Origin of the sequence: Shewanella maritima, assembly GCF_043643735.1 — a bacterium.
GTDB lineage: Bacteria > Pseudomonadota > Gammaproteobacteria > Enterobacterales > Shewanellaceae > Shewanella > Shewanella maritima_A.
Genome location: NZ_JBHZSM010000014.1, coordinates 33,514 through 57,975, shown reverse-complemented (window position 1 = coordinate 57,975; position 24,462 = coordinate 33,514). Strand labels below are relative to the sequence as shown.

The following is a 24,462-nucleotide window of genomic DNA, read 5'->3' as shown; positions in this document are numbered from 1 at the left end:
GGTTAAAAACCAAACTTACCGTTAGGGTTTTGCCATTCGCTTGGTGCTGGAATGGTTTCAATCGTATCCCAGTGTTCAACAATTTTGCCGTTCCTTAGGCGAAACAGATCATAAAATGCAACGTGTTGGTTCATAAAGGTACCTTCATTAATTGATAATACAAAGTTACCTTGACCCAATATTGCGTGATTTTTACTGACTACCATAGGCATATCTGCAGCTGCTAACTCGCCTAATGCTTTGCCTAAACCGCTAAGCCCATCTGTAATAGCAGGATTGTGTTGGATATAATCGCTGTCTTCACTATCAATAAATTGGCCAATTTTACTCATATCGCCATTCATTAAAATTGTTTCAACAAAATCGGTAACAATAGCTTTATTCGCGTCGGTTTTATCTAAATCTGTAACTTCAGTTGCACCATCAAGTTGGCTTCTGCCGCTTGGATTTAATGGGGCGATGGCTTGCAAATTATCCCAGTGTTCGACAATTTTACCATCTTCAAAACGAAACACATCAAAACCGACTTTGGGGCCAAAAAAGTTATATTCAGTGTGTGTAACAGTGTAATCACCATCTTGAAATGCTCTTGTTACTCGAGCTTTAGCGCTACCTTCAGGTAATTGGTGTAATACCGCACCAAATCCAGCAAGCCCATCTGCTACGGCTAAATTATGTTGGGTGTAATTCTCAGGGTTGATATAGGCTATGGCCGTTTTATCGCCCGTTTCGATGCTTGAAATAACCGCTACGGCTTTTTGTAAGTTAGTCATTGATTGTGTTGGATCAGACATAGTGGTTTCCTCACTGGTAGATGAACATGCCATTAGGCTTAATAAACTCGCTGTGATAAGAATGTGCTTGAGTCGGTTGGATGTTGTCATTGTCTTGCCCTCTGTTTGCGTGGCAACAATATTAGGGCTTACACAATTGTGTTGGCAGAGTGTATTTAAGAGTAAAAATGGTACATATCGAACTTTAGCTACATTTTAAATACTCATTACACTTGCTTTAGAAACTGGCTTGGTGTGGTGTTTGTCTGATTTTTAAAGTACTTAACAAAGTTGCTGGCATCATCAAACCCAAAATCATAGGCAATTTGTTGTGAAGGTTTTTGGCTTATTACCATATGGCGTTTGATTTCTATTACGGTAAAAGCATCAATCATTTGTTTTGCTGTTAAGCCAGTAGCCAATTTACATATATGGTTGAGGGTTTTATAGGTGATATTGAGTTGGTTGGAATACCAGCTAGCATCGCGAGTGTGCCGAAAGTTTTGCTGCATTAATTGATAAAACTGTGCCAGCTTTATGCTGTGAGCTTGCGAAATTTTGTCGTGTTTAGCCTCGGGACGGACGCGATGTAAAATTAATGCCAGTGCCGAAAATAAATACATGATCACCAATGAGTCGGGTTGTGAGTGAGTTATTTCTAATTGGATTTGCTTGATTAATATATTGGCTCGCTGGAAAGTGGCGTTGTCTAATTCAAACTGAGGTGAATGCTGTTGATTAAGGTGTGTAGGAGTGTATTTAGGTAGGCGCATATTCGCATGCACTTGATCTAAAAAAGCCTGAGTAAAAATAAGCACTTTGCCTTGGGGGTTAGATGAAAAATCAAAGGCATGAACTTGATCGCGTTGTACTATCAAGATTGAACCCGGTTTAAATGGGTAGCGATTAAAATCAATCATATGCACACCGTGACCTTGCTCAATATATATGAGCATGAAAAAGGTCACTTTATGGGGCTTTTGTGGATTATGGTCAATGTGATTTCTTTGGCTTCTTTGGTTTATTGAGGCTAAATCGATGATTTCTAACTCTTCATCATCAGACTGTTGATGATTAAAACCTATGCTGGGTATGTTCACTTGACGCTCCTGCAGTACAATCATAAAAAAGTGTAGTGGACGACGCCAATAACACGCAAGTGATATACCTGTTTTAACGTTTTTTTATGGGGTATAAAACTCACTTAAGTAATATGTTTAGACTATCACTCTGATTTAGCTAATCTGGTTTAGTTAATTGGTTAATGCCGCCGAGACTCCCCTCCTGATTTATGCTTGGCGTATTTATCACTTATGAATGTTGTATTGCTTTTCAATCATCAGAGGAAACTCAGTATTAAGCCAGTTAGCTTTACCCTCTACTTTGCTGTCTCATTTGCCCACTTGCCGTTGAATTTACATTCACATACATAATTATTTACCTTAAAAAATAGCCTGTGATATATCTAGTATTGAACATTTTGCAATCAAACCCTATTTACATAATAGAAAGCTAAACAACATAATGAATATACTAAGAATAACTGCTTTTATGCTCAGTCTGTTTTGGTTGCCTGTCAACTTGGTTTGGGCTCAATCCACAGCTATAGGTGATCATATTGAAGTGGCGCTGGTAGCTGAGCATCAACAGCTATCGCCAGAAAAAACTAATTGGATAGGTGTATTACTCTCGCCAGAAGAGCACTGGCACACGTACTGGCAAAACCCGGGTGATTCAGGAGAAGCTCCAAGTGTGGATTGGAGTGCATCGGCCAATTTAACCTTTGGCGACATTCTCTGGCCAATACCGCAACAGATCCCCGTCGCACACTTAGTTAATTATGGTTATGAAGGCCAAGTGCTGTTAATGGTGCCCGTTGAGTTTGCTCACTCTCAGGCTGCTGATAAACAAGTAGAGATAAATGTTTCGCTGTCATGGCTAGTGTGTAAAGAGGACTGTATTCCCGGTTGGGCAGATTTAAGTATTACCTTGCCAGTAGTACAGGCGAAGCAATTATCAGCCCATGCCTCCTTGTTTGCGCAAACACGTGAGCAATTGCCAAATGAAACGCAGTTAACGGCAAAATTTGAAGTCACCGAGCAACACCTCACTTTGTCATACCAACCTCCTTATCAATCAGAGTGGCAGCTGTTGCCTTTGCGCTCCGATATTGTGCAGCATAATGAAAAACAAACCGTTATTAATGAAGGGAACGTCAATCATCAAGTGATTGGCTTGTCAGATTACTTTACTGCTGACGCGGATGAATTAGCATTTTTGATGACCGATGGTCAGTCAGGTTATTACATCACCGCGAGTTTAAATGACACCCAAATTGAAACCAGTCATACGCTGTTGATGTTGTTATTAATGGCATTTATCGGCGGTTTAGTATTAAACATCATGCCTTGTGTTTTACCTGTATTGTCATTTAAAGCAATGTCATTAGGTCATGCACAGATGAGTCTCAGCCAAAAACTTGGTTATGGCTTAGGTGTTTTGGTTTGTTTTAATGTATTTGCCAGTGTGATTATTGCATTAAAGGCCAGTGGAGAAGCCGTTGGCTGGGGTTTCCACATGCAGGAACCCGCTGTTATTGCCTTTTTAGCCTATTTGTTTGTGTTTATTGCGCTTATCTTAATGGATGTTGCGCCATCAGGTGCCAGGCTAGCTGGCTTAGGGCAATCGCTAATTGCGGGTAATGGCTTTGGGAGTCAGTTCTTTACTGGCGTGTTGGCTGTTGTGGTTGCTTCACCTTGCACCGCACCGTTTATGGCTGCCGCCTTGGGTGTTGCACTTGTGAGCCCACCATTAACGACCTATTTAATTTTCACAGCGTTGGCAATGGGTTTTGCTTTGCCACTAACGCTGCTTTTTGTATCAAATCGCTTTGCCAAATTGCTGCCTAAGCCCGGGGCATGGATGGACACTTTTAAGCAGTTATTAGTGTTCCCCATGTTGGCCACTGTGGTTTGGTTGGTATGGGTTTATCTCGGCCAAACCGGCGCGCTAGAGCAGTTTGGTTTGCTTATGTCTTTGGTTGGTTTTGCACTGTTAATCTGGTTAAGTAGCAAAATTAAACAGGTTTATGGCTTGCTAGCTTTAATATTGGCTATTGTTTTACTGGTGACGAGTTTACTTAATAGCACCAATGCGACAGCAGTTAACACCAACAGCACACATGAATCATTTTCCCCTGAAAAGTTGGCGCAATTGCGCAATAAAAATCAGCTTGTGCTGGTCAATATGACAGCAGATTGGTGTATTACCTGCAAAGTGAATGAGCAGGTTGCTTTTAGTACTCCTCAAGTGAAAGATGCGTTAGCACAACACAATGTTCATTACTTGGTGGGTGATTGGACCAATAAAAACGATACAATTTTTAATTACTTAAAGCAGTTCCAACGCTCAGGTGTACCGCTATATGTTATGTATGCCGGTAATGATTATGAGCAAGTATTGCCACAAATCTTAACCCCTGAAACCGTTGTCGGGGCAATTAACACAGCAAAAAAGGAAGTGAATAATGATTAGCAAAAAATTTATGTCAGTCGCTGTTTTGTTACTGGGTGTTTTTTTACAAGGAGTGGTTGGCAATGCCGTGGCCGCAGTTAAAGTTGATCAAGCTGCACCTGATTTCAGCTTAGTTAACTCAAAAGGACAGAAAGTACAATTATCTGATTATCAGGGTAAGTATGTGGTACTTGAATGGACGAATCACCTTTGCCCTTATGTTCAGAAACATTACGATAGCGACAATATACCTAGCATGCAGCGTGAATATGCTGACAAAGGAATTGTGTGGCTATCTATTATTTCTTCTGCAGAGGGTAAGCAGGGTCACATTGATGCCGCTAAATCTGATGAATTAACCGCAACGCGTAATGCTGCGCCGGCTCATGTGTTGTTCGATGCAGAAGGTGAGGTTGGCAAGTTATATGGCGCGAAAACGACACCTCACATGTACATCATCGATCCTGCTGGCACGCTAAGATATGCTGGTGGTATTGATAGTATTAAATCAGCAAACCCAGCCGATATTGCCAAAGCGGATAATTATGTTGCTCAAGCAATGACAGCATTATTGGCAGGTAAAGAAGTAACCAAGAAGCTCACTCCGCCTTATGGTTGTTCTGTTAAATACAAAGGATAACGTCGGTTTTAACTAGTTGAGTCTATTAGTTGTTATGAATAATAGACTCAGCACGTTATTCATATTTTAGTGCTTGATTTAAGCTTATCTCCCTCTTCATTTTTAATTGTCAGCGACTCATAATATCGCATCACTGATACAAAGCTGTGTATAGTGCACACATCAAAAAGCACCTTGATAGATGAGTAAATAGCAAACACAATCAATGATTTAATCTATATATTATCAAGAGGTTAACCAATTAGGTTGAGCTTAGTCATTGAGATTAATTTAACCTTAAGCTGCATTATGCATAGTATCTCCTTGAAATTATGGTGAAATGAATAGCTTTCATTCTATTTACTCTTTTTAGGAATAATCATGATATTTGAGGTTGTACTACTCTTTTTTGCTGGTGTATTGGGTGGCGTGCTGAACTCTGTCGCGGGTGGCGGTAGTTTTGTGACTTTTCCAGCGCTAATGTTTGTTGGTGTGCCACCTATCATGGCTAATGCGACCAATACTTTCGCTTCTTTTTTTGGCTACCTTAGCGGGGCTTATGCGTTTAGAAAGGAGCTAAAAGGCCACGGCAAGCAAATCAAAGTCATCATTATTACCAGTGTAATAGGTGGCGCCTTAGGTGCTTTTTTACTGTTATGGGCGTCTGAAGCTACCTTTAAACAGGCAATTCCTTGGTTGTTATTGTTTGCCACCTTATTATTTATGTTTGGTGGTCATATCAACCGCATAGCAAAGCAATTATCTAAACAAAATAAATATGCTTCTCAAGTAGGCGCTGGGTTGCTGGCGCTAGTATTGTTGGCCATTTGTATCTATGGTGGCTTTTTTAATGCTGGCCTTGGGATTATTGGTCTAAGCTATTTGGCATTAGCCGGTTACACCAATATCAATACCATGAATGGTATCAAGTTAGTGATTTCATCGGCGGTTTCATTAGTGGCAATTGTGTTGTTCGTGGTAAATGATGCAATTGCGTGGTTTGAAGGTGTCGTTGTATTACTTGGTACACTCATTGGTGGTTACTTATCTGCAGGTGTTTCGATGCGGATCCCTCAGCATTACATGCGTTGGTTTGTGATTATGATGAGTTGCACTATTACCGTTTATTTCTTTTGGGTGACGTATTTCTAGCGCTGTTAGCTTATCGACAACTGAAAATGATGGATGAAAACAAGCAGGGGAAGAGTTCATCCATCAATAAAATAGTTAGACTAGGGGCTAGTGAGTAAAGCTACTGTTTCTTGCGTATTCAATGGCTTGATTGCATAAGTGCATCTTATTTTCTTTGTCTGAAGCCCTAAACTTAGAGAGGTAGCGCTCTAATTCATCGCTGGTATCCTGGGTCATTATCATATCTTCCACTCCAGCAGCTTGATGGTCCATCACCGCTTTTTTCACAATAGCACCTTGAATGGGCATTTCATGATCACTGAAAAAAACATCACAAATCATCAGCCCACCTATGCCTATGGCATCTTTTGTTTCTAGTGTGGCTTCGGTTTCCGTGGCGAGTGCGCTGTGACTCAATAGGCATGATGCCAACAATAGTAGTAAGTGAGATTTTTTTATCATAGTGACACCTTTTAGTTAATTCATCGCCAATATTCGATGCAAAACCTGCATAATGTTGATGATGGAAACAAACAAGTTATTTGTTGAATATGATAGTGGAATACAATAACTGTTTTGTTAAGTTAAGCTGATTTATCAAGGTCTTGAGAATATTTTAGATCTAAAAATAAATGGTATTGTTGGTTAGGTTTACATCGTTAAACCATAGATCACCAAGTAAAAGCAAAACGTGAACACCTGCCTAATAGACCAGTTGGTTTAATTGGTGTTTTTATGCAAACAGTGACTCATTGCGATTAGTGTTAGCCGCTGTTTATTTCATCACGGCTTTATTTCCAATGATTTTCAATGCTGGTGCGCCTCTGACTAACGTGTCACGGGCAAACTGTTGTTCACATTGTGGGCAATGGCCAACCTTGGTGGTGTAATCAACACTAATACGCTCTTTGAAGCACTTTACTAATGCGCCTTTTCCACCTTTACGATACTTGAACAGTTGGGTCTTACATTGGCCACAATAGATATCAACTGTGCGTGTCGGACCTTTTTTGTTGGGTTTTGCCATGGGGTTACAACTGATAGAGAAAGTGATTAATGGTAGGCAGGGAGTGTAAAGGTTACAAGGGCTAGTTGAGAGCAATCTGTGTGAATGAAAAATCCGCCCAGCTAAATGATGAGGTACTGGGCGGGAGCAATAAAAAAGGTAGGCTGGGTTACCTAGCGTATACCTCCCGAGATTGAGCATTGCTAAACTGATTAATGGGGTCTGCATATTTCTGGGTCAATTGTTCTAAAAAAGGCTGAACTTGTTCGTCACCCCAGTCGAGGTAGCCCCTCAAAAACCCTACTAAATTTCCTTGACCATCAAACACGTAAGTTGCTGGTACAACATTAATGGGTAGCATTTGATTTATGTGGGCCTGTGGGTCAATCAAGGTTGGGTAGCCTGCTAAGTTATGGCGACCAAGAAAGGCTTCAACTTTGTCGTATTTTTCATCTATCGAAACAGGCATTACCACGAGTTTGTTATTTTGGTTTTCAGCGCTGATTTTTTGCATCATCGGGATTTCCTTAATGCACGGAGCACACCAAGTTGCCCAGAGGTTCATCACCACTAAATTACCGCGATAGTCACTGAGTTTGACAGTGTTGCCTTCTAAATCGGTAAATGGCACCTCATTCACTTTGCGCGCCTGAGTCATTTCAATAAAACGCGACATGATCATTGGCTTTTCAATGTTCTCCCCTGTGTTGTAGACCTTTTCACTGGGTAGGGTTGCGCTGGCTGACATCGGTGCTAGCATCGTTACGCTGATGATTAGGGTTTTAAATAGATTATTCATAAGAATCACCTGTGGAATAAGCTTGAGTGGTGAGCTGTCGTTTGCGTAGCCAGCAAACAAAGCTGACTGCAAATATCAGTAATGCCAATGGCAATAAAAACAGTACGCTGGTGGCCGCAGAAAAACTGGGCATGTAATGGATTTTTTCGCCATAGCGCTCAACCATAAAATTAATGATTTGTTGTTTAGATTGGCCTTGCTCTAGCTGCAAAAAGATTTCAGCTTTTAGCTCATTAGCGATAGCCGTTTGCGACTCAAATAAGCTTTTATTGATGGATGCTGGGCAGCGAAGTGACTTAGCAATATCGAATCCCAGCGTTTTAATTTGTTCTTGATTGTATTGAGCGCTTTCTTTTGCGATACCATGGTAGCTAAACAAAACCATTATCAAAATCAGCCCCAAATAAGTCATCACTCTGAACAAGGTGTGATTGTGGTAAAGCATCATATCAACTCCTCTTTTACCTGATTTGCCGTGCTAGGTGTACACTCATTTGTGTTTTCTAATGGGCTTGCTAATGTTTGGCGTTGGCTGATTGATACTCGTCTGAAGTAGATTAAGCATAAGGTGCCGGCAAACATCATTAAGCCAGCACCGAGCCATATCCAGTTAACCAATGGTTTGTAACTTAAGCGGATCAGGAATTCGTCTTCACTCAAGGCTTGTCCCATCGAGACATATAAATCACCCGTTAAGCTACTGTGCACAGAGGCTGCCGATAACTGCATGGCATTGGTGTTAAAAGTTCGTCTTTGTGGGGTCAGGGTAGTCAGAGTGCTCCCTTTGTTGTCTTGTATTTCTATATTGGCCTGAATAGCGCTGTAGCTATTGGCTGTTACCTCTTCAGTTGAGCGATAGATAAAGGTATACCCAGCCATTTCTTTGCCTTGGCCTGGGCCCATCCGCAGTAATTCTTGCTGCTCAAAGTTAGATACTGTCGTCGCACCAATAATGCTGAACATGACACCTAGGTGCGCAATGACCATGGCACTAAAGCGCAACTTTGCACCAGAAGGCCGTTGGATAAATTGCCACACGCAGTAACTTAACGAAATGAATAACCAGCTTGCAGATAAACAACCACAGAAATATAACCAATCAGCAGTCGTTAGCCATAAACAAGCGCAAGCAATGACACCACTTAGCGCCAACATGGTAATCAGGTGTATTTTAAAGTGAGCTTGACGGCGAAATCGCAATAAAGGTACCAGCCCCATACATAGGCTTATCAGCAACACCATAGGCACAAACATGAAGTTAAAGAATGGGGCTCCGACTGAAATGGTATGGCCAACAACAACCTGATAAAGCAACGGATAACAGGTGCCAATTAACACTGATATTGCCGCCACAATAAGCAATAAGATACCTAAATACATCCACAAGCTAGTACTGGTGTCTACCTTGTTAATTTTGATTGGGCTGGCGCGATGTTGTGGGAGCGCAGCAGCTTGCATGAACAGTGGTAGCTTGTAGATAAAGACAGTGAAACCCACAACGGTGCAGCTAAGTAGAAGCGCTAAAATTGACATACCTCTACTTGGGTCGCTAGCAAACGCGTGTACCGACTGGACTACGCCTGAGCGAACTAAGAATGTACCCAGTAAGCATAAAGAAAACGCAAGCAAACCGATAAATAACGTGCTGGCGTAATAACGCTTGAAGCGCTCATTGAGGATAATGCTGTGCAAATATGCGGTAGCCGCCAACCAAGGAATAAAAGAGGCATTTTCTACCGGATCCCAGAACCACCAGCCTCCCCAACCCAATTCGTTATAGGCCCACCACGAACCAAAAGCATTACCACCCGTTAGCGTCACCCATGAAAATATTACCCAAGGCTTCAACACCATAAGGTGTTGGTGAGCGTGTTTTACTGGGGCGAATAACGTTGCCATTGTGCCGGCAAAGCAGATCGTTAAGCCGACATATCCCATGAACAATAAAGGTGGGTGAAATACCAAGCCAATATTTTGCAAAATGGGGTTTAAATCCCGCCCTTCAATGGGGATATTTGGCAATAAACGCGCAAAGGGGTTAGATGTAAAAATGAGAAAACATAAGAAGCCAAATAATATCAATGCGCTTGCCACGCTGAAGTAATAACAAAATTCAGCTTTGTCTTTGTTTGTTTCAATCACAATGCTAGCAAACAGTGCAATTAACACTATCCATAACAGCAATGAACCCTCATGCCCTCCCCATACAGCCGCGACCTTAAAGATGGTGGCCAATTGACTATTGGAGTGATTGGCAACATATACCACAGAGAAGTCATTCATTAAAAACAACACTGTCAGTAGCGCAATTGAAGCGACGAGTGCCAGTGTCGTTAAGTGCATCAGTAATGCCGTCTCATTATGAGGATGGGGTTGATGCCTATCTTTATATGCGTGATACGTTATTGCAGGGAATACACTGACAGAAATTGCCAATGTGAGTGCAATGATCAGTAACAGTAATCCTATTTCAGCAACCATAATAAGTGCCACATTTAATTAAGTTAATCTCGGTAGTCTTTGTAGTACTGCATGCTAATGCTGCGTACTTTTTATTTTCACCCCCGACAATAAATCAGCTTTCAAATCGCTTCTGTGATGCTGTGCAAGTTAAAAATTCCCTCAAAACTTTTCAAAAATAAAAGCGATGTTTTAGCTGTTTTTAGATCTAAAACAGCAATATTTATTTTTAAGTAACCATCAAATAAGAAAGTTTTAGCCATGATTTTATTGAATTTTATATTTTTTATATTTTTTGAAATCTAACTGAAAAATCCCTGTGCGCTACATCAAGTTTTTGCGCTGATTAATGTGAAGAATACTGAACTTGCTCAGTTGTATTAGTCGTTTGATGAACGGTTAGCGTTAAGAAAATCCAATGAGAAATAACGAAAAGGATGAGTTATTCCTCAAGGTAAAAAAATAAAACTCGATGACAGGTTTAGGAGTGAATGATGAAACAATGGAAATACAAGGTAGCTATAAGCGCGCTATTTTGTTTCAGTACCATTGCTAATGTGAACGCTGCTGGTGGTAAATATAATTCAGTCCCAGAAATGGGCAAAACCGCCAAACAAGCGATCGCTAATTACGATGGTATGGAAAACGTAAACGGTGTAAAAACGCTACAAGACTATATTGTTCAAGAAGCCGAGCTTTTTGACTTCTTATTTGAAAACCACCCCATGTTTAAATATCAGCAAGCGGGCAATCTTGTGGGTGATTACCACATCAGTGACCGTGGTGAAGAGTATTTAGATACAGGTTTAAGTCCAGAATACAGCAAGTTAGATGGTAAACCTCGTGCAATTCAGTACCGGTTAGGTGCAAAATCTATTCTTGATTACCCAAATAACTTTGTTGGCCCAGAGAAGTGTGCAGAGTGTCATGCTGCGCAATATGAGAAGTGGAAACGCTCTCGTCACGCGAAAACAATTCGTTTCCCAGGCGATCACCCTGAAGTGGATAACGATTTAGAAAAAACCATGTACGACACCAAAGATACCTCCATCTTACCGGACGGTATTACTCCAGATGCAATCTATGCAACTGTTGGTACACCTCGTACTAAGTATGGCTTTATCGACGCATGGTTAGTACGTGGTACTTATCACATTGAAGGCGGTTTATTACGTGACGGTACCGGTAAAATGGTCGCTGGTGCTAACCAGTTCTCCCGTGGTTGGGCTGAATGGTTAACCCCTGAAATGTCGAAAAAAATCAACGATGTCATACCTGACTTCCCACTTACAATTGCTGATTTCGGTGCTTCAGGCTCGCACCAACAAGGAATGAGTTCTTACGGGGCTAAATACCGCAAAGAAATGCTGTTCCAACCAGCGTCTTCTTACTGTGAGGTGTGCCACACGTTCAAGTTTGACTTCCAAGACAAGCAAGAGTTCTTCGATGCATTAGGCGATCCTAAGAAGCTACAAGAGCACACCATCTCTAAAGGTATTGCTTGTGAAGAATGTCATGGCGCCGGTGGTCACTTAGATGGTGGTACTGGTGGTATGCAGTCTAATTGTGAACGTTGTCACCAACGCTTCCAGTATGACCCTACCATGGAAGAAACCGCTGCTGAGAAAGGTAAGCCTGAACTTGCATTCGGCGTGAAAATGAAGTCACTTTGCCCATCTTGTGGTACTGAAGGTTCGCAAATGTTTGGCTCCATGCACTACGAGAAAGGCATGCGTTGTACGACTTGTCATGACCCGCATGAAGTGACAGATGGTGATTGGCAGTCTGGCTTTACTAAGCCGAAGTTGAAAAAAGACTGTACTGATTGTCACGAAGCGCAAACCTTGATTGCAAACAATACTGACACTCACTCAGAACAAACATGTCAAAGCTGTCACATGCCTAACATGGGTAGCTGTGAGAACTTCAAGGCGATGCAGTTCCCAGACCAAGCAGGTTTCGATGCTGTACGTAAGTCTCACATGTGGAAGATTGACGTTGACCCACTACGTAAAACCCTTAACCCACCTGAAGGTGAGCCTCGTACGCAAGGTCCTGATGGTGGTAAAGGTTGGACTGTAGCGAAAGATGAAGACGGTCGTCCATACCTTGACTTGATGTGGTCTTGTGCTCGTACTGCAATCTCTGATCACGACGTGGTAGAGAACAAAGGTTGTCACAGCCAATTCCAATCAGAGCTTGAAACTGGTTTGCACTACACCGACCAAGTGCAAATCTACGGTGAAGTGATGAAGTGGCAAAAACCAATTAAAGAAGTGTACGAGCAAGTAGAACAAGCGCTTGTACGCATCGACAAATTGTTAGAAGTCACCAAGTTATCAACTGAAGATAAAACCCAAGTTTACTTACTCACTGAAAAAGCACAGAAGACAGTCGACTTAATTAAAGCCGATGGTTCTTGGGGTGTTCACGGTTTCCGCTACAGTCAAAAACGTCTTGACGCTGCACTGACTTATGTCACACAAGCACAAAACATTATTGACCAAAACGGTTACTAATCAGTTGTCATAAACTAACGGATCACCTCAGCAATTTACTTTGCTGAGGTGATGAGGAAAAAACATGAAGAATATCTGCAAACTCATTCTCGCCAGCGTACTCGCAACCAGCGCTTTTATGTGTTCAGCAGGTGGTGGTGGCGACATGCAACCCGCCCATCGATATGAGCATGACCTGATGAACATCAGTATTGGTCAGGCTGCCATGCTACTAAAAGATCCAAAAGTTAAGTTCTTTGATGTCAATACATTGGAGTTATGGGGTGAAGGTTATATCCCTGGCGCCACTTTCATAAACGTCAGTAACTGGAAAGACTTATTACCCGAAGATAAAGCCACTCAAATGGTGTTTTATTGCGCCAACCGCTTATGTAACGCCAGTGAAATCGCAGCACATGAAGCCTTGAAGTTGGGCTACACCAATGTCATGCGGATGCACGATGGTATTTATGGATGGCGCCTAGCAAATCGCCCCATTGAAAAGCCTTAATAACAAAAATAATAAATTTAAAATCCCGAATTGAGAGCAATTAGATAGAGAGAATTAACATGAAATCAATGATAAAACACACATTTTCTATGACTTGTATCGCTGTATTATGCGGCGCTTCTTTTATGGCCAGTGCACAAGAAAAAGCACCACAAGAGGTGGAAAATGCCTCTTATGCACTTGGCGCGTCGGTGGGTAAATACATTTCTAGTCGTGTTTATAGTCAAGTGGAATTGGGTCTAGATGTGGAAATCGATACCGTTGTTACCGGTGTAATTGATGCGTTGAAAGACCAAACAAGAATGTCAGATGAAGATATCCTGACCCACCTTAATACCCGTGCAGAAATGCTCAATGCTGCCAATGATGCTCGTGTTGCAGCAATCGCTGCAGAAAACCTCGAAAAAGGCCAAGCCTTCTTAGCGAATAATCAAAGTAAGTCAGGCGTAAAACAAACGGACTCTGGCTTGCAGTATGAAGTTCTGAGCAAGGGCGATGGTAAAACACCGCTTGAGTCTGACGTAGTGACCGTTCACTACAAAGGCCAGTTAATCGACGGCACGGTATTTGATGACTCATTCGAGCGTGATGAACCTAATCGTTTCCCTTTATTGACCGTGATTGATGGTTGGAAAGAAGGCATTGCTCTAATGCCAGAAGGCTCCAGGTATCGTTTAACTATTCCTGCTGAGCTTGCTTATGGAGAAAGGCAAGTAGGTATTATTCCCCCAAATTCAACGCTCATTTTTGAGGTTGAATTAGTCAAAGTGGAAGCGCCAGGTGAAAACGCCCATGGCATGGGGCTATCTGGAATGGGTATGGACGGCATGATGGGTTCTTACCATAAGTAATCGCTTCACTGGAACGAGTAGGAATTAGGTATGAATGTACTGACTTTAGCAATTGTGATGACACTTCTGTGCTTTATCGCGCCCCTTTGGACCGTTGCTGCGAGAGCTGATTCTGCCGATGTTGAAGGAAATCGCTTCCTTACCCTCACCACAACATCGGGCAAACAGTTCACCAGTCTTATTACCTTGGTATTGCTACTCGTTCCTTTCTTTATTTACAGTCAGATTGGCCACTTAAACACGTGGAATGACGGCTTTATCGACGAAAACATTGACTACTTAATTGCCGCGGACATCAACAGGAATGCCCGCGAAGTGAGCGAATCTCCATTAAATAAGGTGGCGCTATTAAACCTCGCTCATGCCTATGCCGAAGGCGGTAAATATAACGAATCGGTGGAAACATTAAACAAATTACTGGCAATAGAGCAAGACGCAGAGGTGTTAGGAATGAAAGCTAATGCGCTCTATTACCGTGATGGTCGAGACATGAGCATGGAGGTCACTTTGACCTTATCCCAGGCGCTTGCTCTCGATCCAAATGAGGTTCAATCCCTGTTACTGATCGCGACCGATGCCTTTTTGAATAAGGATTTTCATAAAGCCATCGTCCATTGGCAGCAGTTATTGGACAGCAAAAATCCCAGCGTTAATCAAACATCAATATACAACGCGATTGAAAAAGCTGAGCAAGCTATCGCTAACCAATAAGTGACGACATCTGAGTAGAAGTCACCAACAAGGTTACAAAAAGTCAGTATTACTGACAGATGGAGGATGCTGTGAGTGAAAATTTAGAGAGACGAAGGTTCCTAAAATTCTTAGGTGCTGGCTCTTTGATTGTTGCCCCTTTGGGGTGTAGCTCAGTCAAAGAGGAAACTGATGGCAGCCAACCGCATTACGCTATGGTGTTTGACCAAAATAAATGCGTTGGTTGTGGAGATTGTAAGCTGGCCTGTAATGAAGCCAATAACTTACCTGAGGGCCAAACGCGTATGTTGCTAGAGCAGCAAAACGGTGGTGTTGAAGGAAAGGTTTGCCCTCATTGCGGTAAAACCAGCTGTGAATGCGAACGTAAATATGTACGTGTGTCTTGTCAGCAATGTAAGAACGCACCTTGCGCAACGGTTTGTCCAACAGGTGCTGCTCATCGTGATGAGAAGACCGGCATTGTTACCATGGATAAAGACAAGTGTGCAGGCTGTAAATACTGTATTGCGGCATGTCCATACAATGCACGTTTTATTAATGAAGAAACTGATGTGGCAGACAACTGTGACTTCTGCTTAGACAGTAAATTGTCTAAGGGTGAGTTACCAGCGTGTGTGCAATCCTGTCGCTATGATGCCTTGATCTTTGGTGATATCAGCGACCCAACATCTTATGTCAGCAGGTTATTAGCTGTAAAAGACTCGGTCAGGATCAAAGCGCACTTCGGCACGCAACCCAGCTTGCGTTACATCCCAATCGTTAAACAGGGAGTATAACAATGGACGGAGCATTAGATTTTTCAATGGGGTTATCTGAAGGGGTCGCGTGGCCTTGGCCGATTGCCGTGTACTTGTTCTTTGCCGGTATTTCTGGCGGTGCATTAGCGGTTGCCTTGTTTATTCGTTTTTATAAACAACAAACAACTAACACACCTTTCTTGAAAGCGGCGTCGTTAGTGTCGTTTGTCACGATTGCATTGGGGATGTTATGCCTGGTGCTTGATTTGACCAACCCACTATTTTTCTGGCGAATACTGGTTTATTACAACCTAAATTCCGTGATGTCTGTGGGGGTAATCGCACTGTGTGCTTATATCCCGTTAACTATGGTGATGGCGTTATTTGCCTTAGAAGAGGAAATTAAGCAGTTTGCGGTTAAGTTCCCGATTCTAAAGCTGCTAATCCCTGTGATTGACAAGTTGCGTGGTATTCGTCGTCCATGTGAATACGCGGTGCTGACACTTGCATTGGCAGTATGTGCATATACAGGCTTCCTGATTTCAGCGCTTGTGCGCTTCCCGATCATTAACACCTCAGTGTTACCAGCATTATTTGTGGCGTCGGGGTTATCGGCAGGTGCAGCAGCGGCAAAAATGTTAGCTGTTAGCCTGTTTAAAGAAGACTTGCACAGCCAAGATATGAAAATTCTGCATGGTGCAGAATGGCCAATTATGTTTGCTGAAGCACTATTCCTGTTCATGATCATCATGTCACTCGCTACGGGAAATGCAGGTGCACAAAGTGCGTTTGCAGCATTCCATGAAGGCGTGTGGGCATTGGTGTTCTGGTTTGGTGTTGTGGGTCTTGGTTTTGGTGGTCCATTGCTGCTGAACTTTGCAACAGGTAAGCAATTTAGTCACTCAGCACGTGCGTTCTACTTATCCGGTTTATGTGCAGTAGGCGGCATGATGTGCCTACGTATGTTTATTCTATATGCAGGACAAACTTTTGCTATCTAACTAGGACGGTATAGCAATCCATAGCGTTGTTGCCTTCGCCTTATTCCAGTCGGGTGTTGGCAGCAATGGCTATTTCTATCGAGTGGATATCACTCATCACAGTAGATAGGCGAATCTATAAATGAAGAAATTACTTGTAAGCTTGCTATTAGGCTTAATGGTATCAGCGTGCAATAGTCCTGAAACCTCGGCAGAACATATACACCCTGAAGGTATTCACGATCATGACCGTTGCCATATGTGCGGCATGATGATCACCAAGTACCCAGGGCCTAAAGGTGAAATCGCTTTAAAAAACGCTGAAGCGTCACCAAAGTTTTGTTCTACCCGAGATATGTTTAATTTTGCCTTACAGCCTGAAAATCAACGCCAAATAGCAGGCATGTTTGTGCATGATATTGGCAGTACAGATTGGCAAACGCCCAATGATGAACACTTAATTAATGCTACATCGGCTTGGTATGTGTATGGCACCAGTCGCAAAGCTGTCATGGGCAGCGCCGTCGCGTCCTTTGCTACCAAAGAGGCGGCAACCGAGTTTGCCCAAGAATATGGTGGTGCAGTACTGAAGTTTGACCAAATCACCCTTGAATTACTCAGCAGTCACTAAAGATAAAAAACAATCGGCGCCCAGTATAAGTATCTAAGCAAGCTATAAAGCTTAAGTTACAAGAGATAAGCGAGAACCATTAATGACTTATAAGCGAACACAATCCATAGCTAAGAGCATTGCACTTGCAATCTTATTGCCGTGTGTTGTGCTCGCCAATGAATGTCAGCAACGCGAAGCAGACGTGAAAGTTAGTTCAACTAAAGCATTACAGCATGCGCTCAAATATGCCGACGCAGGCAGCCTCATTTTGTTGCAAGAAGGCGTGTATCAAGGCGAGTTTATCATTGATAAGTCAATGCATTTAGTGGGCGAACACGCCATGCTGGATGCGCACTCTAAAGGTAGTGCAATCACAATAACAGCCAGTCATGTCAGCCTATGTGGTTTGCGTATTCAGAGTTGGGGCAATGATTTATATCAGCAAAATGCGGCCATTAACGTGAAACCAGATGCTGAGCAAGTGGTGATTAAGTATAACCAGCTGCAAGGTTCTGGCTTTGGTATTTACGCTGAGAAAACCCGAGATATCGTGGTTCACAACAATCATATTACGGGTGATGGCAACGTATTCATGCTGGATAGAGGCGATGGCGTGCACTTACTACGCGTTGAAAACCCTATCGTGACAGAGAATCAAATTCGTCATGTTAGAGATGGCGTGTATTTGGAGTCTGGTAGTGGTAGTCAAGTCGACCGTAATCAGTTTGTCTCTATGCAGTACGGCATCCACTACATGTATACCCAAGAAGATCGTGCGAAAGCCAATCATGCTAAGCAGGTACAAGGTGGTTATGCCTTAATGAATTCAAATGATATTGAGCTGGTGGCCAATCATGTCGCTCAAGCCACTGAGTTTGGTGTGCTGCTCAATATGACCAACCGCGCCGTGATTCGCGCTAATCACATTTACCAAACCTATCCGTCACAGCTTAACGCCCTAAGCGCGGCAAACAGTGATTTATTTACTCAAGCAAAAGGTGTGTTTATCTACGGTGCGCAGCATAACCAAGTGGTAAATAATTACATTGGCCATAACGAAGTCGGCATCGTGATGGCATTAGGTGGCGAAAACAATCAGGTGTATGGCAATCAATTTATCGCCAATCAAACTCAGGTGAAATATGTAGGCGATACATCAGTTGAGTGGAGCAATGAACAATCAGGTAATTATTGGAGTGATTACCAAGGCTGGGATGTGAATGGTGACGGTATTGGTCAGAGTAGATACGTCGCCAACGATCGTTTAGACCGAGTGTTTTGGATTTATCCAGAAGCCAGTTTTTTAATGGGTAGCCCAGTGGTGGCATTACTTAAATGGATAGATAGCCAGTTTCAGCAACATCAAAGTAGTGGGGTGATTGATAGCTTTCCATTGATCAACCCACCCTTACTAGGTAGTGAATAATATGAGCATCAACACAGTCACTAATACGCTTAATCGTCCCGTTAACAACACCGTCCATATTCAGAATTTGTGCCACCAATATGGTGAATTACAAACCCTAAAAAATATCGATTTATCACTGGCTGCGGGGCAAACCCTGGCGTTACTTGGTCATAATGGGGCTGGAAAGTCGACGTTAATCAAAATCATGTTGGGATTAAGCAAGCCGACATCGGGTGATGTGCAAGTATTAGGGCAGTCTGTTGTTCACGGTCGACAGTCGGCCAACATTGGTTATTTACCTGAAAATATCAGTTTTTATGACAACATGACCGGTGAAGAGGTACTGCGCTTTTTTGCTAAATTAAAGGGCGTTAACCCTGCTGAAGTGGCGGATGCTATTGAGGCATTTGGATTGGGACATGCTAAAGATAAAGCCATAAAAGGCTATTCAAAAGGCATGAAGCAGCGTCTTGGTTTTGCTCAAGCAATTCTTGCCAAGCCGCAGTTACTGCTACTTGATGAACCTACAGTTGGCTTGGACCCACAAGCGTCGCAGTTTTTGTATTCCAAGGTCAATCAACTGACTGATAACGGCTGCAGTGTGATTGTTTGTACCCACGAATTGAACTTAGTCGAGCCGCATTTGGATGTGTTAATGATGATGGGTCAAGGTCGCTGCCTTGCGTTTGGTGACATTGAAAGTTTGATTCAAACGGAGAACCTACCTGTTACGATTCGATCTTCAGCCATTCCCAGTTTGGTAGAGCAACATCCTTATTTGGCGACATTTTATCAGTCGGGCATGTTGAAGTGCAGTGCAGTACAACGAAGCTTAGTGGTGCTATACCTGACACAAGAATGTCAGTTGTTTGATTTTACGATTACCTCCCCCAGCCTCACTGACATTTATCATAAAAAAATTGCCGCTATGCAAACCCATGCCACAGAGGGCTTAAGTTTAATTGAGCAAGCCAAAGCACAAGTATTAGGAGCCTAAGATGGAATTACTGCAAACACCGTCCAGACTACAGGCTATTGGCATTATTGCTGAAAAAGAGCTGAAGGACAGTATCCGTAACCGCTGGCTAATCGTGATATTTGGGCTATTTAGCTTAATGACATTAAGTGTGTCATTCACCGGCAGTGTGGTCACCGGTAGTGTGGCTATTCCGCCGTTAAATAGTGTGATTACCAGCCTATCAACGTTGGCAGTTTTTGTTATTCCATTGGCCGCTATTATGCTTAGCTACGATGCTTTTGTTGGTGAGCAAGAGTCTGGCACCATGTTGCTATTAATGAGTTTGCCGATTGAACGTATCGATATTCTGTTTGGTAAATTGCTGACACATGCCGGTTTGTTAGTGGCGGCCATCAGTTTTAGTTTTGGTACATGCGCCAGCCTATTAATGCTATTTACCGACAGTTATCAATTTCAAGCCACGGTTATTGCTTTTGGAGGATTGATTTTTTCCAGTGCTACCTTGGCAATCACTTACGTATTGTTTAGTTACTTTGCTAGTTTGATGTTTGCTGAAAAAGCACGAGTTATCGCAGCCTTATTATCACTGTGGTTTGTGTTTGTGATGTTGTTTGACTTGTTGCTTCTTACTCTGCTGGTGGCTGACTTAGGGGAAAATATACAGTTTTTGGTGAATGTATTAGTGCTGATCAACCCAACAGATGTTTTTCGCGCGATTAATCTGATGTTTGTAGAGCAAGGCATCGGCGCTTTCCATGGCATTTCATTGCTGTCTTGGCCTGTTGAATTAATGATGCTAATTGCCTGTGCTTGGCCAATGTTGCTGATCTTATTGCTTGATAAACGCATTAACCATCATGTTGTGGGCTAAGCGCTATTGAGAGAAAGCGACATGTGAGTTAATCATTAAAGCCAAATGCAGAAACTAAAAGCGACATGTGACTCTCATCACGATGTGGTTATTACGTTAGCGTTGAGGCGTACGGTTTGAGAAAATTGTCACAAAAATTTTAAAGTTGGTGCTCTAGTATGTTGAATAGAATCTAATAATTGCTTGAAATTTAGTGATAAAAGTAACCCCTTACCTTGAGTTTGACCATGAAGCCAAGGTGTTGACCGATAAAAAGCATAACCTCACTGTAGAGTTGACCTACTCTGAAGCAGAGGTGTTTGCCTGCCTTGTGGCCGCACCCGATCAGGTTTTTACTAAAGAGGAGCTTTTAGCCGCAGGTTGGCCAGATAGGGTGGTTGCACCAACCTCACTCACTCAGTGTGTTAGCACATTACGTAAAAAGCTTGAGCCTTATTCTGAAATCCAATTAAAAACCCTGGCTCGACGCGGCTATCAGCTCAATATATCTAACACCTCCCATGTCACTATGCTTGCAGTGAATGATGCTGATTCAATTAAGTCTGCATTATGGAATGTGTCCTTGATGGTCAAAACGCTGGGGCTGTTATTGGCTCTCGCGGTGCTTGGTTATTATTGGTATGTCAGTGATTTGCATAAAGTGATACGGCATACCGCGCAATTCGACTCAAACAGTAATATTGATATAACCGTTGAAGGTTTAACGGACAGTTTGACGTTGATCCAGCATCAGTCTGAAACATCCTTACAAGCGTCAATGTGGCAACAGCATATCTTGCCAAGTGGTCAGGCGTTATCAAACGTGACTGATTTTTCCGGCTATGCCATGGCTGATAATCAGCTCTATTCAATGGCGGTTTGTATCAATGCCGAAAACGAGGATTGCAAAGGAAAGAATCTGGTTAATTTGGCAATGATAGATAATAAAAGGCCAGCCAAGCTAGATATGCACGAGTTTGATGCGTTAAGGCAGGTTATGGAGAACCGTATTCGATACAACCGTGAGCTAATCCCTGCCCATGGCTTGCCTAACAGTGAAATTGAAGAGCACCATTATCATGGTGATATCTATTTTCCTGTCGCTGATCAACTTCTGGTACGTGCTGATATAGGTATCTCGCTGATTTATGAAAAGCCCGTACAAGGGAAGTTTTATTTTTCAGCTTGTTTGACGGATCAAGACTGTTTAACCACGCCTATTAAGTACAAAGTTCGTGGTGAGTTTGAACAATATCGTCAGAAAATAGGCGATATTCAAGTTGAAGCATTTCACGTTAAATTGGCACAAAAGAACCTCATTCGGCCTGAGAATGTGAGTGACTCAGCCATGTACTTTTATCGCGAAATTCGTAAGCACAATATTCAAGATGATGAATTATTCTTTTATCGCCTCAGTAAAGATGATCATAGCGCGGTATGGGTTATACCGCTGATTGAAAATATTGTATTGTGGACTAAGTATGAGAGAGTATTGCTTTAATACTCTCATTGTTCTCAACTCTATCTTAGCAACACCTTCAATAAGCCAGCGCTTTGCTTGGCCTCTTCTGCCACATCAACCAGCCCAGTAACGTTCAAACATGATTGTTGCTATTTCTGTGCTGAAAGTACTTTACTGTCGTAAAGATTTAGTACACCGCTTGTATCCTAATAAATTCTCGCCTTTAATTTGCTGAAACCCGTTATCGGTGGCTTTGATAAAGCGCTGTTATCAGGTGAGCATGATATATAGGTTGCTTTCGTTAAGCTCTCAGGTGATGGAGGTGCTGTGATGTTTTGCTTAAGTAAATTATTAGCTGTCAATGAAAGCCATTTTACGGCACCCAAGAGTTTGATTTGTCAAAAACAGATCATTTTTATTAAATAATACTACAATTAAGGTGGTTTGTTGATTTCGCTTATTCAATTTTAGCCTCATTTATCTTTATCTTATATTTAAAAACACTATATTAAACTAAACAGTTATAGGTGTGAGGTGTTATTTATGGTGTTGTTTTTTAAAGTTTATTTTTGTTTTCTTTAGAGTGTCTTTATTTTAGAACACAGTTTCAATTTGATTGATAACGCTCTAATGAAAATAGTGTTATGCGTTCGATCACACATTTGCTATATTGTAGTACAATTAAAAGAGGCTTTTAGATTATAGTCGACTAAAGCGTATAAGATTAAGGTTGAACAATGGAACTAAACACGATTGTCGTAGGGGTATACTTTTTATTCCTGATTGGTATTGGTTGGATGTTCAGATCGTTCACCACAAACACCAGTGACTACTTCCGCGGGGGCGGGAACATGTTGTGGTGGATGGTGGGTGCGACAGCATTTATGACCCAATTCAGTGCTTGGACCTTTACCGGTGCTGCTGGTAAAGCCTATACCGACGGTTTTGCCGTTGCCATTTTGTTCTTAGCCAATGCCTTTGGCTATTTAATGAATTACCTCTACTTTGCACCCAAATTTAGACAATTACGTGTCGTGACAGTTATTGAAGCAATTCGGATGCGTTTTGGTAAAGCCAACGAACAAGTTTTCACTTGGACAGGTATGCCAAACAGTGTGATTACTGCAGGTATTTGGCTAAATGGTCTGGCAATTATTGCATCAGGCATTTTTGGCTTTGATATGACGACAACCATTATCCTAACGGGTTTAGTGGTATTGGTGATGTCGGTGACTGGTGGTTCATGGGCCGTTATCGCGTCTGATTTCTTACAGATGTTGGTGATTATGGCTGTGACGGTCACCTGTGCCGTTGCAGCGATTATTCATGGCGGCGGTGTTAGCAACATTATTGAAAACTTCCCAACAGAATCATTCATTGTTGGTAGTGACCTCAACTACTTAAGTATCTTTGCACTGTGGGGCGTATTTATCTTCTTAAAGCAGTTCAGTATTACCAATAATATGTTGAACTCTTACCGTTACCTTGCTGCTAAAGACTCTAAAAACGCACGTAAAGCCGCACTTTTGGCTTGTGTACTGATGACGATTGGCCCGGTGATTTGGTTCATGCCTAGCTGGTTTATCGCAGGACAAGGTGTTGATTTAGCGCTAGCGTACCCAGATGCAGGTAATAAGTCTGGAGACTTTGCATACCTATATTTCGTTGAGACTTACATGCCTGCTGGTATGGTGGGACTGCTGATTGCTGCTATGTTTGCTGCCACTATGTCTTCAATGGATTCAGGTTTAAACAAAAACTCAGGTATCTTTGTTAAAAACTTCTACGAACCGATTGTCAGACCGACAGCCAATGAGAAAGAGTTGGTACTAGTATCTAAGTTAACCTCAACCTTCTTTGGAATCGCGATTATCTTAGTGGCGTTGTTTATCAACTCACTTAAAGGCCTAAGTCTGTTCGATACTATGATGTATGTGGGTGCCTTGATTGGCTTCCCAATGACGATTCCAGCATTCTGTGGCTTCTTTATTAAGAAAACACCTGACTGGGCAGCATGGGGAACCTTGGTTGTCGGTGGTTTTGTATCATTCGTGGTTGGCTTTGTTATCACACCCGAAATCATTCAATCTGCATTCAGCCTAGACAACGAACTGACAGCGCGTGAATGGTCAGAGGCTAAAGTGGCGATTGGTTTGATTGGACACTTAGTGTTTACAGCAGGCTTCTTCTGCGCCTCAACCTTATTCTACAAACCATTGACAGATGAGCGCCAAAAGGATGTTGATAAGTTCTTTGATAACTTAGCAACGCCACTCGTGTCTGAGTGTGATGAACAGAAGAAGTTAGATAACAAGCAACGTAAGATGTTAGGTAGTCTGATTTCAGTGGCAGGTATCGCGATTACAGCCATGTTCTTCTTGCCGAACCCATTGACTGGCCGACTCATCTTCGTACTGTGTGGCACCATCGTATTATCTGTGGGTCTATTGCTGATTAAGGCAGTGGATGACAAGGTGGATGACGATGCATTAGAAGTCGAACCAACGAATTAACACACTGTGAAAGAATAACCGTTAACAACTAAACGCGGTTAAAAGCCA

General features: G+C 42.3%; 22 protein-coding genes. 15 read left to right on the top strand and 7 right to left on the bottom strand.

Going from position 1 to position 24,462, the window contains the following annotated elements:
• Positions 1 to 2: 2 nt before the first annotated feature.
• Both ACHUGF_RS14450 and ACHUGF_RS14445 read right to left on the bottom strand, forming a co-directional pair.
• Complete coding sequence (locus tag ACHUGF_RS14450; RefSeq protein ID WP_394132264.1) at positions 3 to 884, bottom strand: nuclear transport factor 2 family protein; 882 nt, start codon at positions 882 to 884, stop codon at positions 3 to 5.
• A 116-nt stretch (positions 885 to 1,000) separates the two neighbouring features.
• Positions 1,001 to 1,873, bottom strand: a complete 873-nt coding sequence (locus ACHUGF_RS14445; protein ID WP_394132262.1) for an AraC family transcriptional regulator — start codon at positions 1,871 to 1,873, stop codon at positions 1,001 to 1,003.
• A gap of 451 nt (positions 1,874 to 2,324) precedes the next feature.
• On the opposite strand from ACHUGF_RS14445, the gene ACHUGF_RS14440 reads away from it, so the two are divergent.
• From ACHUGF_RS14440 to ACHUGF_RS14430, 3 genes are all read left to right on the top strand, one after another.
• Positions 2,325 to 4,307, top strand: coding sequence for a protein-disulfide reductase DsbD family protein (locus tag ACHUGF_RS14440; RefSeq protein ID WP_394132260.1), 1,983 nt, complete (start codon positions 2,325 to 2,327; stop codon positions 4,305 to 4,307).
• Positions 4,300 to 4,926: a redoxin domain-containing protein gene (locus ACHUGF_RS14435; protein ID WP_394132258.1), complete on the top strand. Its 627-nt coding sequence runs from the start codon at positions 4,300 to 4,302 to the stop codon at positions 4,924 to 4,926. The genes ACHUGF_RS14440 and ACHUGF_RS14435 overlap by 8 nt, the downstream gene beginning before the upstream one ends.
• A 360-nt stretch (positions 4,927 to 5,286) precedes the next feature.
• Positions 5,287 to 6,057, top strand: coding sequence for a sulfite exporter TauE/SafE family protein (locus ACHUGF_RS14430; protein WP_394132257.1), 771 nt, complete (start codon positions 5,287 to 5,289; stop codon positions 6,055 to 6,057).
• An 87-nt stretch (positions 6,058 to 6,144) separates the two neighbouring features.
• On the opposite strand, the gene ACHUGF_RS14425 is transcribed toward ACHUGF_RS14430, so the two are convergent.
• The 5 genes from ACHUGF_RS14425 to ACHUGF_RS14405 all read right to left on the bottom strand — a co-directional run bounded on the left by ACHUGF_RS14425 (position 6,145) and on the right by ACHUGF_RS14405 (position 10,322).
• Positions 6,145 to 6,498 (bottom strand): hypothetical protein, encoded by a 354-nt coding sequence (locus ACHUGF_RS14425; RefSeq protein ID WP_394132255.1) that lies wholly within the window; start codon positions 6,496 to 6,498, stop codon positions 6,145 to 6,147.
• 313 nt (positions 6,499 to 6,811) lie between these two features.
• Positions 6,812 to 7,063 (bottom strand): hypothetical protein, encoded by a 252-nt coding sequence (locus ACHUGF_RS14420; RefSeq protein WP_394132254.1) that lies wholly within the window; start codon positions 7,061 to 7,063, stop codon positions 6,812 to 6,814.
• Positions 7,064 to 7,211: 148 nt separating this feature from the next.
• Positions 7,212 to 7,841, bottom strand: a complete 630-nt coding sequence (locus tag ACHUGF_RS14415; protein ID WP_394132253.1) for a TlpA family protein disulfide reductase — start codon at positions 7,839 to 7,841, stop codon at positions 7,212 to 7,214.
• Positions 7,834 to 8,289 carry a cytochrome c-type biogenesis protein gene (locus ACHUGF_RS14410; protein ID WP_394132251.1) on the bottom strand — a complete coding sequence of 152 codons (456 nt, stop codon included), beginning with the start codon at positions 8,287 to 8,289 and terminating at the stop codon, positions 7,834 to 7,836. The genes ACHUGF_RS14415 and ACHUGF_RS14410 overlap by 8 nt, the downstream gene beginning before the upstream one ends.
• Positions 8,286 to 10,322: a heme lyase CcmF/NrfE family subunit gene (locus tag ACHUGF_RS14405; RefSeq protein WP_394132250.1), complete on the bottom strand. Its 2,037-nt coding sequence runs from the start codon at positions 10,320 to 10,322 to the stop codon at positions 8,286 to 8,288. Before ACHUGF_RS14405 ends, ACHUGF_RS14410 begins: the two co-directional genes overlap by 4 nt.
• 473 nt (positions 10,323 to 10,795) lie before the next feature.
• On the opposite strand from ACHUGF_RS14405, the gene ACHUGF_RS14400 reads away from it, so the two are divergent.
• The 12 genes from ACHUGF_RS14400 (at position 10,796) to ACHUGF_RS14345 (ending at position 24,414) form a co-directional block, all read left to right on the top strand.
• A complete protein-coding gene (locus tag ACHUGF_RS14400) occupies positions 10,796 to 12,820 on the top strand; it encodes a multiheme c-type cytochrome (protein WP_394132248.1) in 2,025 nt (674 codons plus the stop codon).
• 64 nt (positions 12,821 to 12,884) lie between these two features.
• The gene (locus ACHUGF_RS14395; RefSeq protein ID WP_394132247.1) at positions 12,885 to 13,310 is read left to right on the top strand and encodes a rhodanese-like domain-containing protein; all 426 of its coding nucleotides are present in this window, start codon (positions 12,885 to 12,887) and stop codon (positions 13,308 to 13,310) included.
• Positions 13,311 to 13,369: 59 nt separating this feature from the next.
• A complete protein-coding gene (locus ACHUGF_RS14390; RefSeq protein WP_394132246.1) occupies positions 13,370 to 14,161 on the top strand; it encodes an FKBP-type peptidyl-prolyl cis-trans isomerase in 792 nt (263 codons plus the stop codon).
• A gap of 30 nt (positions 14,162 to 14,191) precedes the next feature.
• The gene (locus ACHUGF_RS14385; protein ID WP_394132245.1) at positions 14,192 to 14,872 is read left to right on the top strand and encodes a tetratricopeptide repeat protein; all 681 of its coding nucleotides are present in this window, start codon (positions 14,192 to 14,194) and stop codon (positions 14,870 to 14,872) included.
• Between the two features lie 71 nt (positions 14,873 to 14,943).
• The gene (locus tag ACHUGF_RS14380; protein ID WP_394132244.1) at positions 14,944 to 15,648 is read left to right on the top strand and encodes a 4Fe-4S dicluster domain-containing protein; all 705 of its coding nucleotides are present in this window, start codon (positions 14,944 to 14,946) and stop codon (positions 15,646 to 15,648) included.
• Positions 15,649 to 15,650: 2 nt separating this feature from the next.
• Positions 15,651 to 16,610: an NrfD/PsrC family molybdoenzyme membrane anchor subunit gene (gene nrfD / locus ACHUGF_RS14375; RefSeq protein ID WP_394132243.1), complete on the top strand. Its 960-nt coding sequence runs from the start codon at positions 15,651 to 15,653 to the stop codon at positions 16,608 to 16,610.
• 121 nt (positions 16,611 to 16,731) lie between these two features.
• A complete protein-coding gene (locus tag ACHUGF_RS14370; protein WP_394132242.1) occupies positions 16,732 to 17,220 on the top strand; it encodes a nitrous oxide reductase accessory protein NosL in 489 nt (162 codons plus the stop codon).
• Positions 17,221 to 17,302: 82 nt separating this feature from the next.
• Positions 17,303 to 18,628: a nitrous oxide reductase family maturation protein NosD gene (nosD, locus tag ACHUGF_RS14365; RefSeq protein WP_394132240.1), complete on the top strand. Its 1,326-nt coding sequence runs from the start codon at positions 17,303 to 17,305 to the stop codon at positions 18,626 to 18,628.
• Position 18,629: 1 nt separating this feature from the next.
• Positions 18,630 to 19,607 carry an ABC transporter ATP-binding protein gene (locus ACHUGF_RS14360; RefSeq protein WP_394132238.1) on the top strand — a complete coding sequence of 326 codons (978 nt, stop codon included), beginning with the start codon at positions 18,630 to 18,632 and terminating at the stop codon, positions 19,605 to 19,607.
• 1 nt (position 19,608) lies between these two features.
• Positions 19,609 to 20,460, top strand: coding sequence for an ABC transporter permease (locus ACHUGF_RS14355; protein ID WP_394132237.1), 852 nt, complete (start codon positions 19,609 to 19,611; stop codon positions 20,458 to 20,460).
• Between the two features lie 193 nt (positions 20,461 to 20,653).
• A complete protein-coding gene (locus ACHUGF_RS14350) occupies positions 20,654 to 21,940 on the top strand; it encodes a winged helix-turn-helix domain-containing protein (RefSeq protein WP_394132236.1) in 1,287 nt (428 codons plus the stop codon).
• Positions 21,941 to 22,638: 698 nt separating this feature from the next.
• Positions 22,639 to 24,414: a sodium:solute symporter family transporter gene (locus ACHUGF_RS14345; RefSeq protein WP_394132234.1), complete on the top strand. Its 1,776-nt coding sequence runs from the start codon at positions 22,639 to 22,641 to the stop codon at positions 24,412 to 24,414.
• Positions 24,415 to 24,462: the final 48 nt, after the last annotated feature.

Bases quoted from the DNA above. Each gene is read 5' to 3' on its own strand.
- ACHUGF_RS14370 (WP_394132242.1), top strand. From the start codon at position 16,732: ATGAAGAAATTACTTGTAAGCTTGCTATTAGGCTTAATGGTATCAGCG.
- ACHUGF_RS14450 (WP_394132264.1), bottom strand. From the start codon at position 884: ATGACAACATCCAACCGACTCAAGCACATTCTTATCACAGCGAGTTTA.
- ACHUGF_RS14440 (WP_394132260.1), top strand. From the start codon at position 2,325: ATGCTCAGTCTGTTTTGGTTGCCTGTCAACTTGGTTTGGGCTCAATCC.
- nrfD (WP_394132243.1), top strand. From the start codon at position 15,651: ATGGACGGAGCATTAGATTTTTCAATGGGGTTATCTGAAGGGGTCGCG.
- ACHUGF_RS14345 (WP_394132234.1), top strand. From the start codon at position 22,639: ATGGAACTAAACACGATTGTCGTAGGGGTATACTTTTTATTCCTGATT.
- ACHUGF_RS14390 (WP_394132246.1), top strand. From the start codon at position 13,370: ATGAAATCAATGATAAAACACACATTTTCTATGACTTGTATCGCTGTA.
- ACHUGF_RS14405 (WP_394132250.1), bottom strand. From the start codon at position 10,322: ATGGTTGCTGAAATAGGATTACTGTTACTGATCATTGCACTCACATTG.
- ACHUGF_RS14435 (WP_394132258.1), top strand. From the start codon at position 4,300: ATGATTAGCAAAAAATTTATGTCAGTCGCTGTTTTGTTACTGGGTGTT.
- ACHUGF_RS14410 (WP_394132251.1), bottom strand. From the start codon at position 8,289: ATGATGCTTTACCACAATCACACCTTGTTCAGAGTGATGACTTATTTG.
- ACHUGF_RS14360 (WP_394132238.1), top strand. From the start codon at position 18,630: ATGAGCATCAACACAGTCACTAATACGCTTAATCGTCCCGTTAACAAC.
- ACHUGF_RS14430 (WP_394132257.1), top strand. From the start codon at position 5,287: ATGATATTTGAGGTTGTACTACTCTTTTTTGCTGGTGTATTGGGTGGC.
- ACHUGF_RS14425 (WP_394132255.1), bottom strand. From the start codon at position 6,498: ATGATAAAAAAATCTCACTTACTACTATTGTTGGCATCATGCCTATTG.
- ACHUGF_RS14395 (WP_394132247.1), top strand. From the start codon at position 12,885: ATGAAGAATATCTGCAAACTCATTCTCGCCAGCGTACTCGCAACCAGC.
- ACHUGF_RS14400 (WP_394132248.1), top strand. From the start codon at position 10,796: ATGAAACAATGGAAATACAAGGTAGCTATAAGCGCGCTATTTTGTTTC.
- ACHUGF_RS14385 (WP_394132245.1), top strand. From the start codon at position 14,192: ATGAATGTACTGACTTTAGCAATTGTGATGACACTTCTGTGCTTTATC.
- ACHUGF_RS14355 (WP_394132237.1), top strand. From the start codon at position 19,609: ATGGAATTACTGCAAACACCGTCCAGACTACAGGCTATTGGCATTATT.
- ACHUGF_RS14415 (WP_394132253.1), bottom strand. From the start codon at position 7,841: ATGAATAATCTATTTAAAACCCTAATCATCAGCGTAACGATGCTAGCA.
- ACHUGF_RS14420 (WP_394132254.1), bottom strand. From the start codon at position 7,063: ATGGCAAAACCCAACAAAAAAGGTCCGACACGCACAGTTGATATCTAT.
- nosD (WP_394132240.1), top strand. From the start codon at position 17,303: ATGACTTATAAGCGAACACAATCCATAGCTAAGAGCATTGCACTTGCA.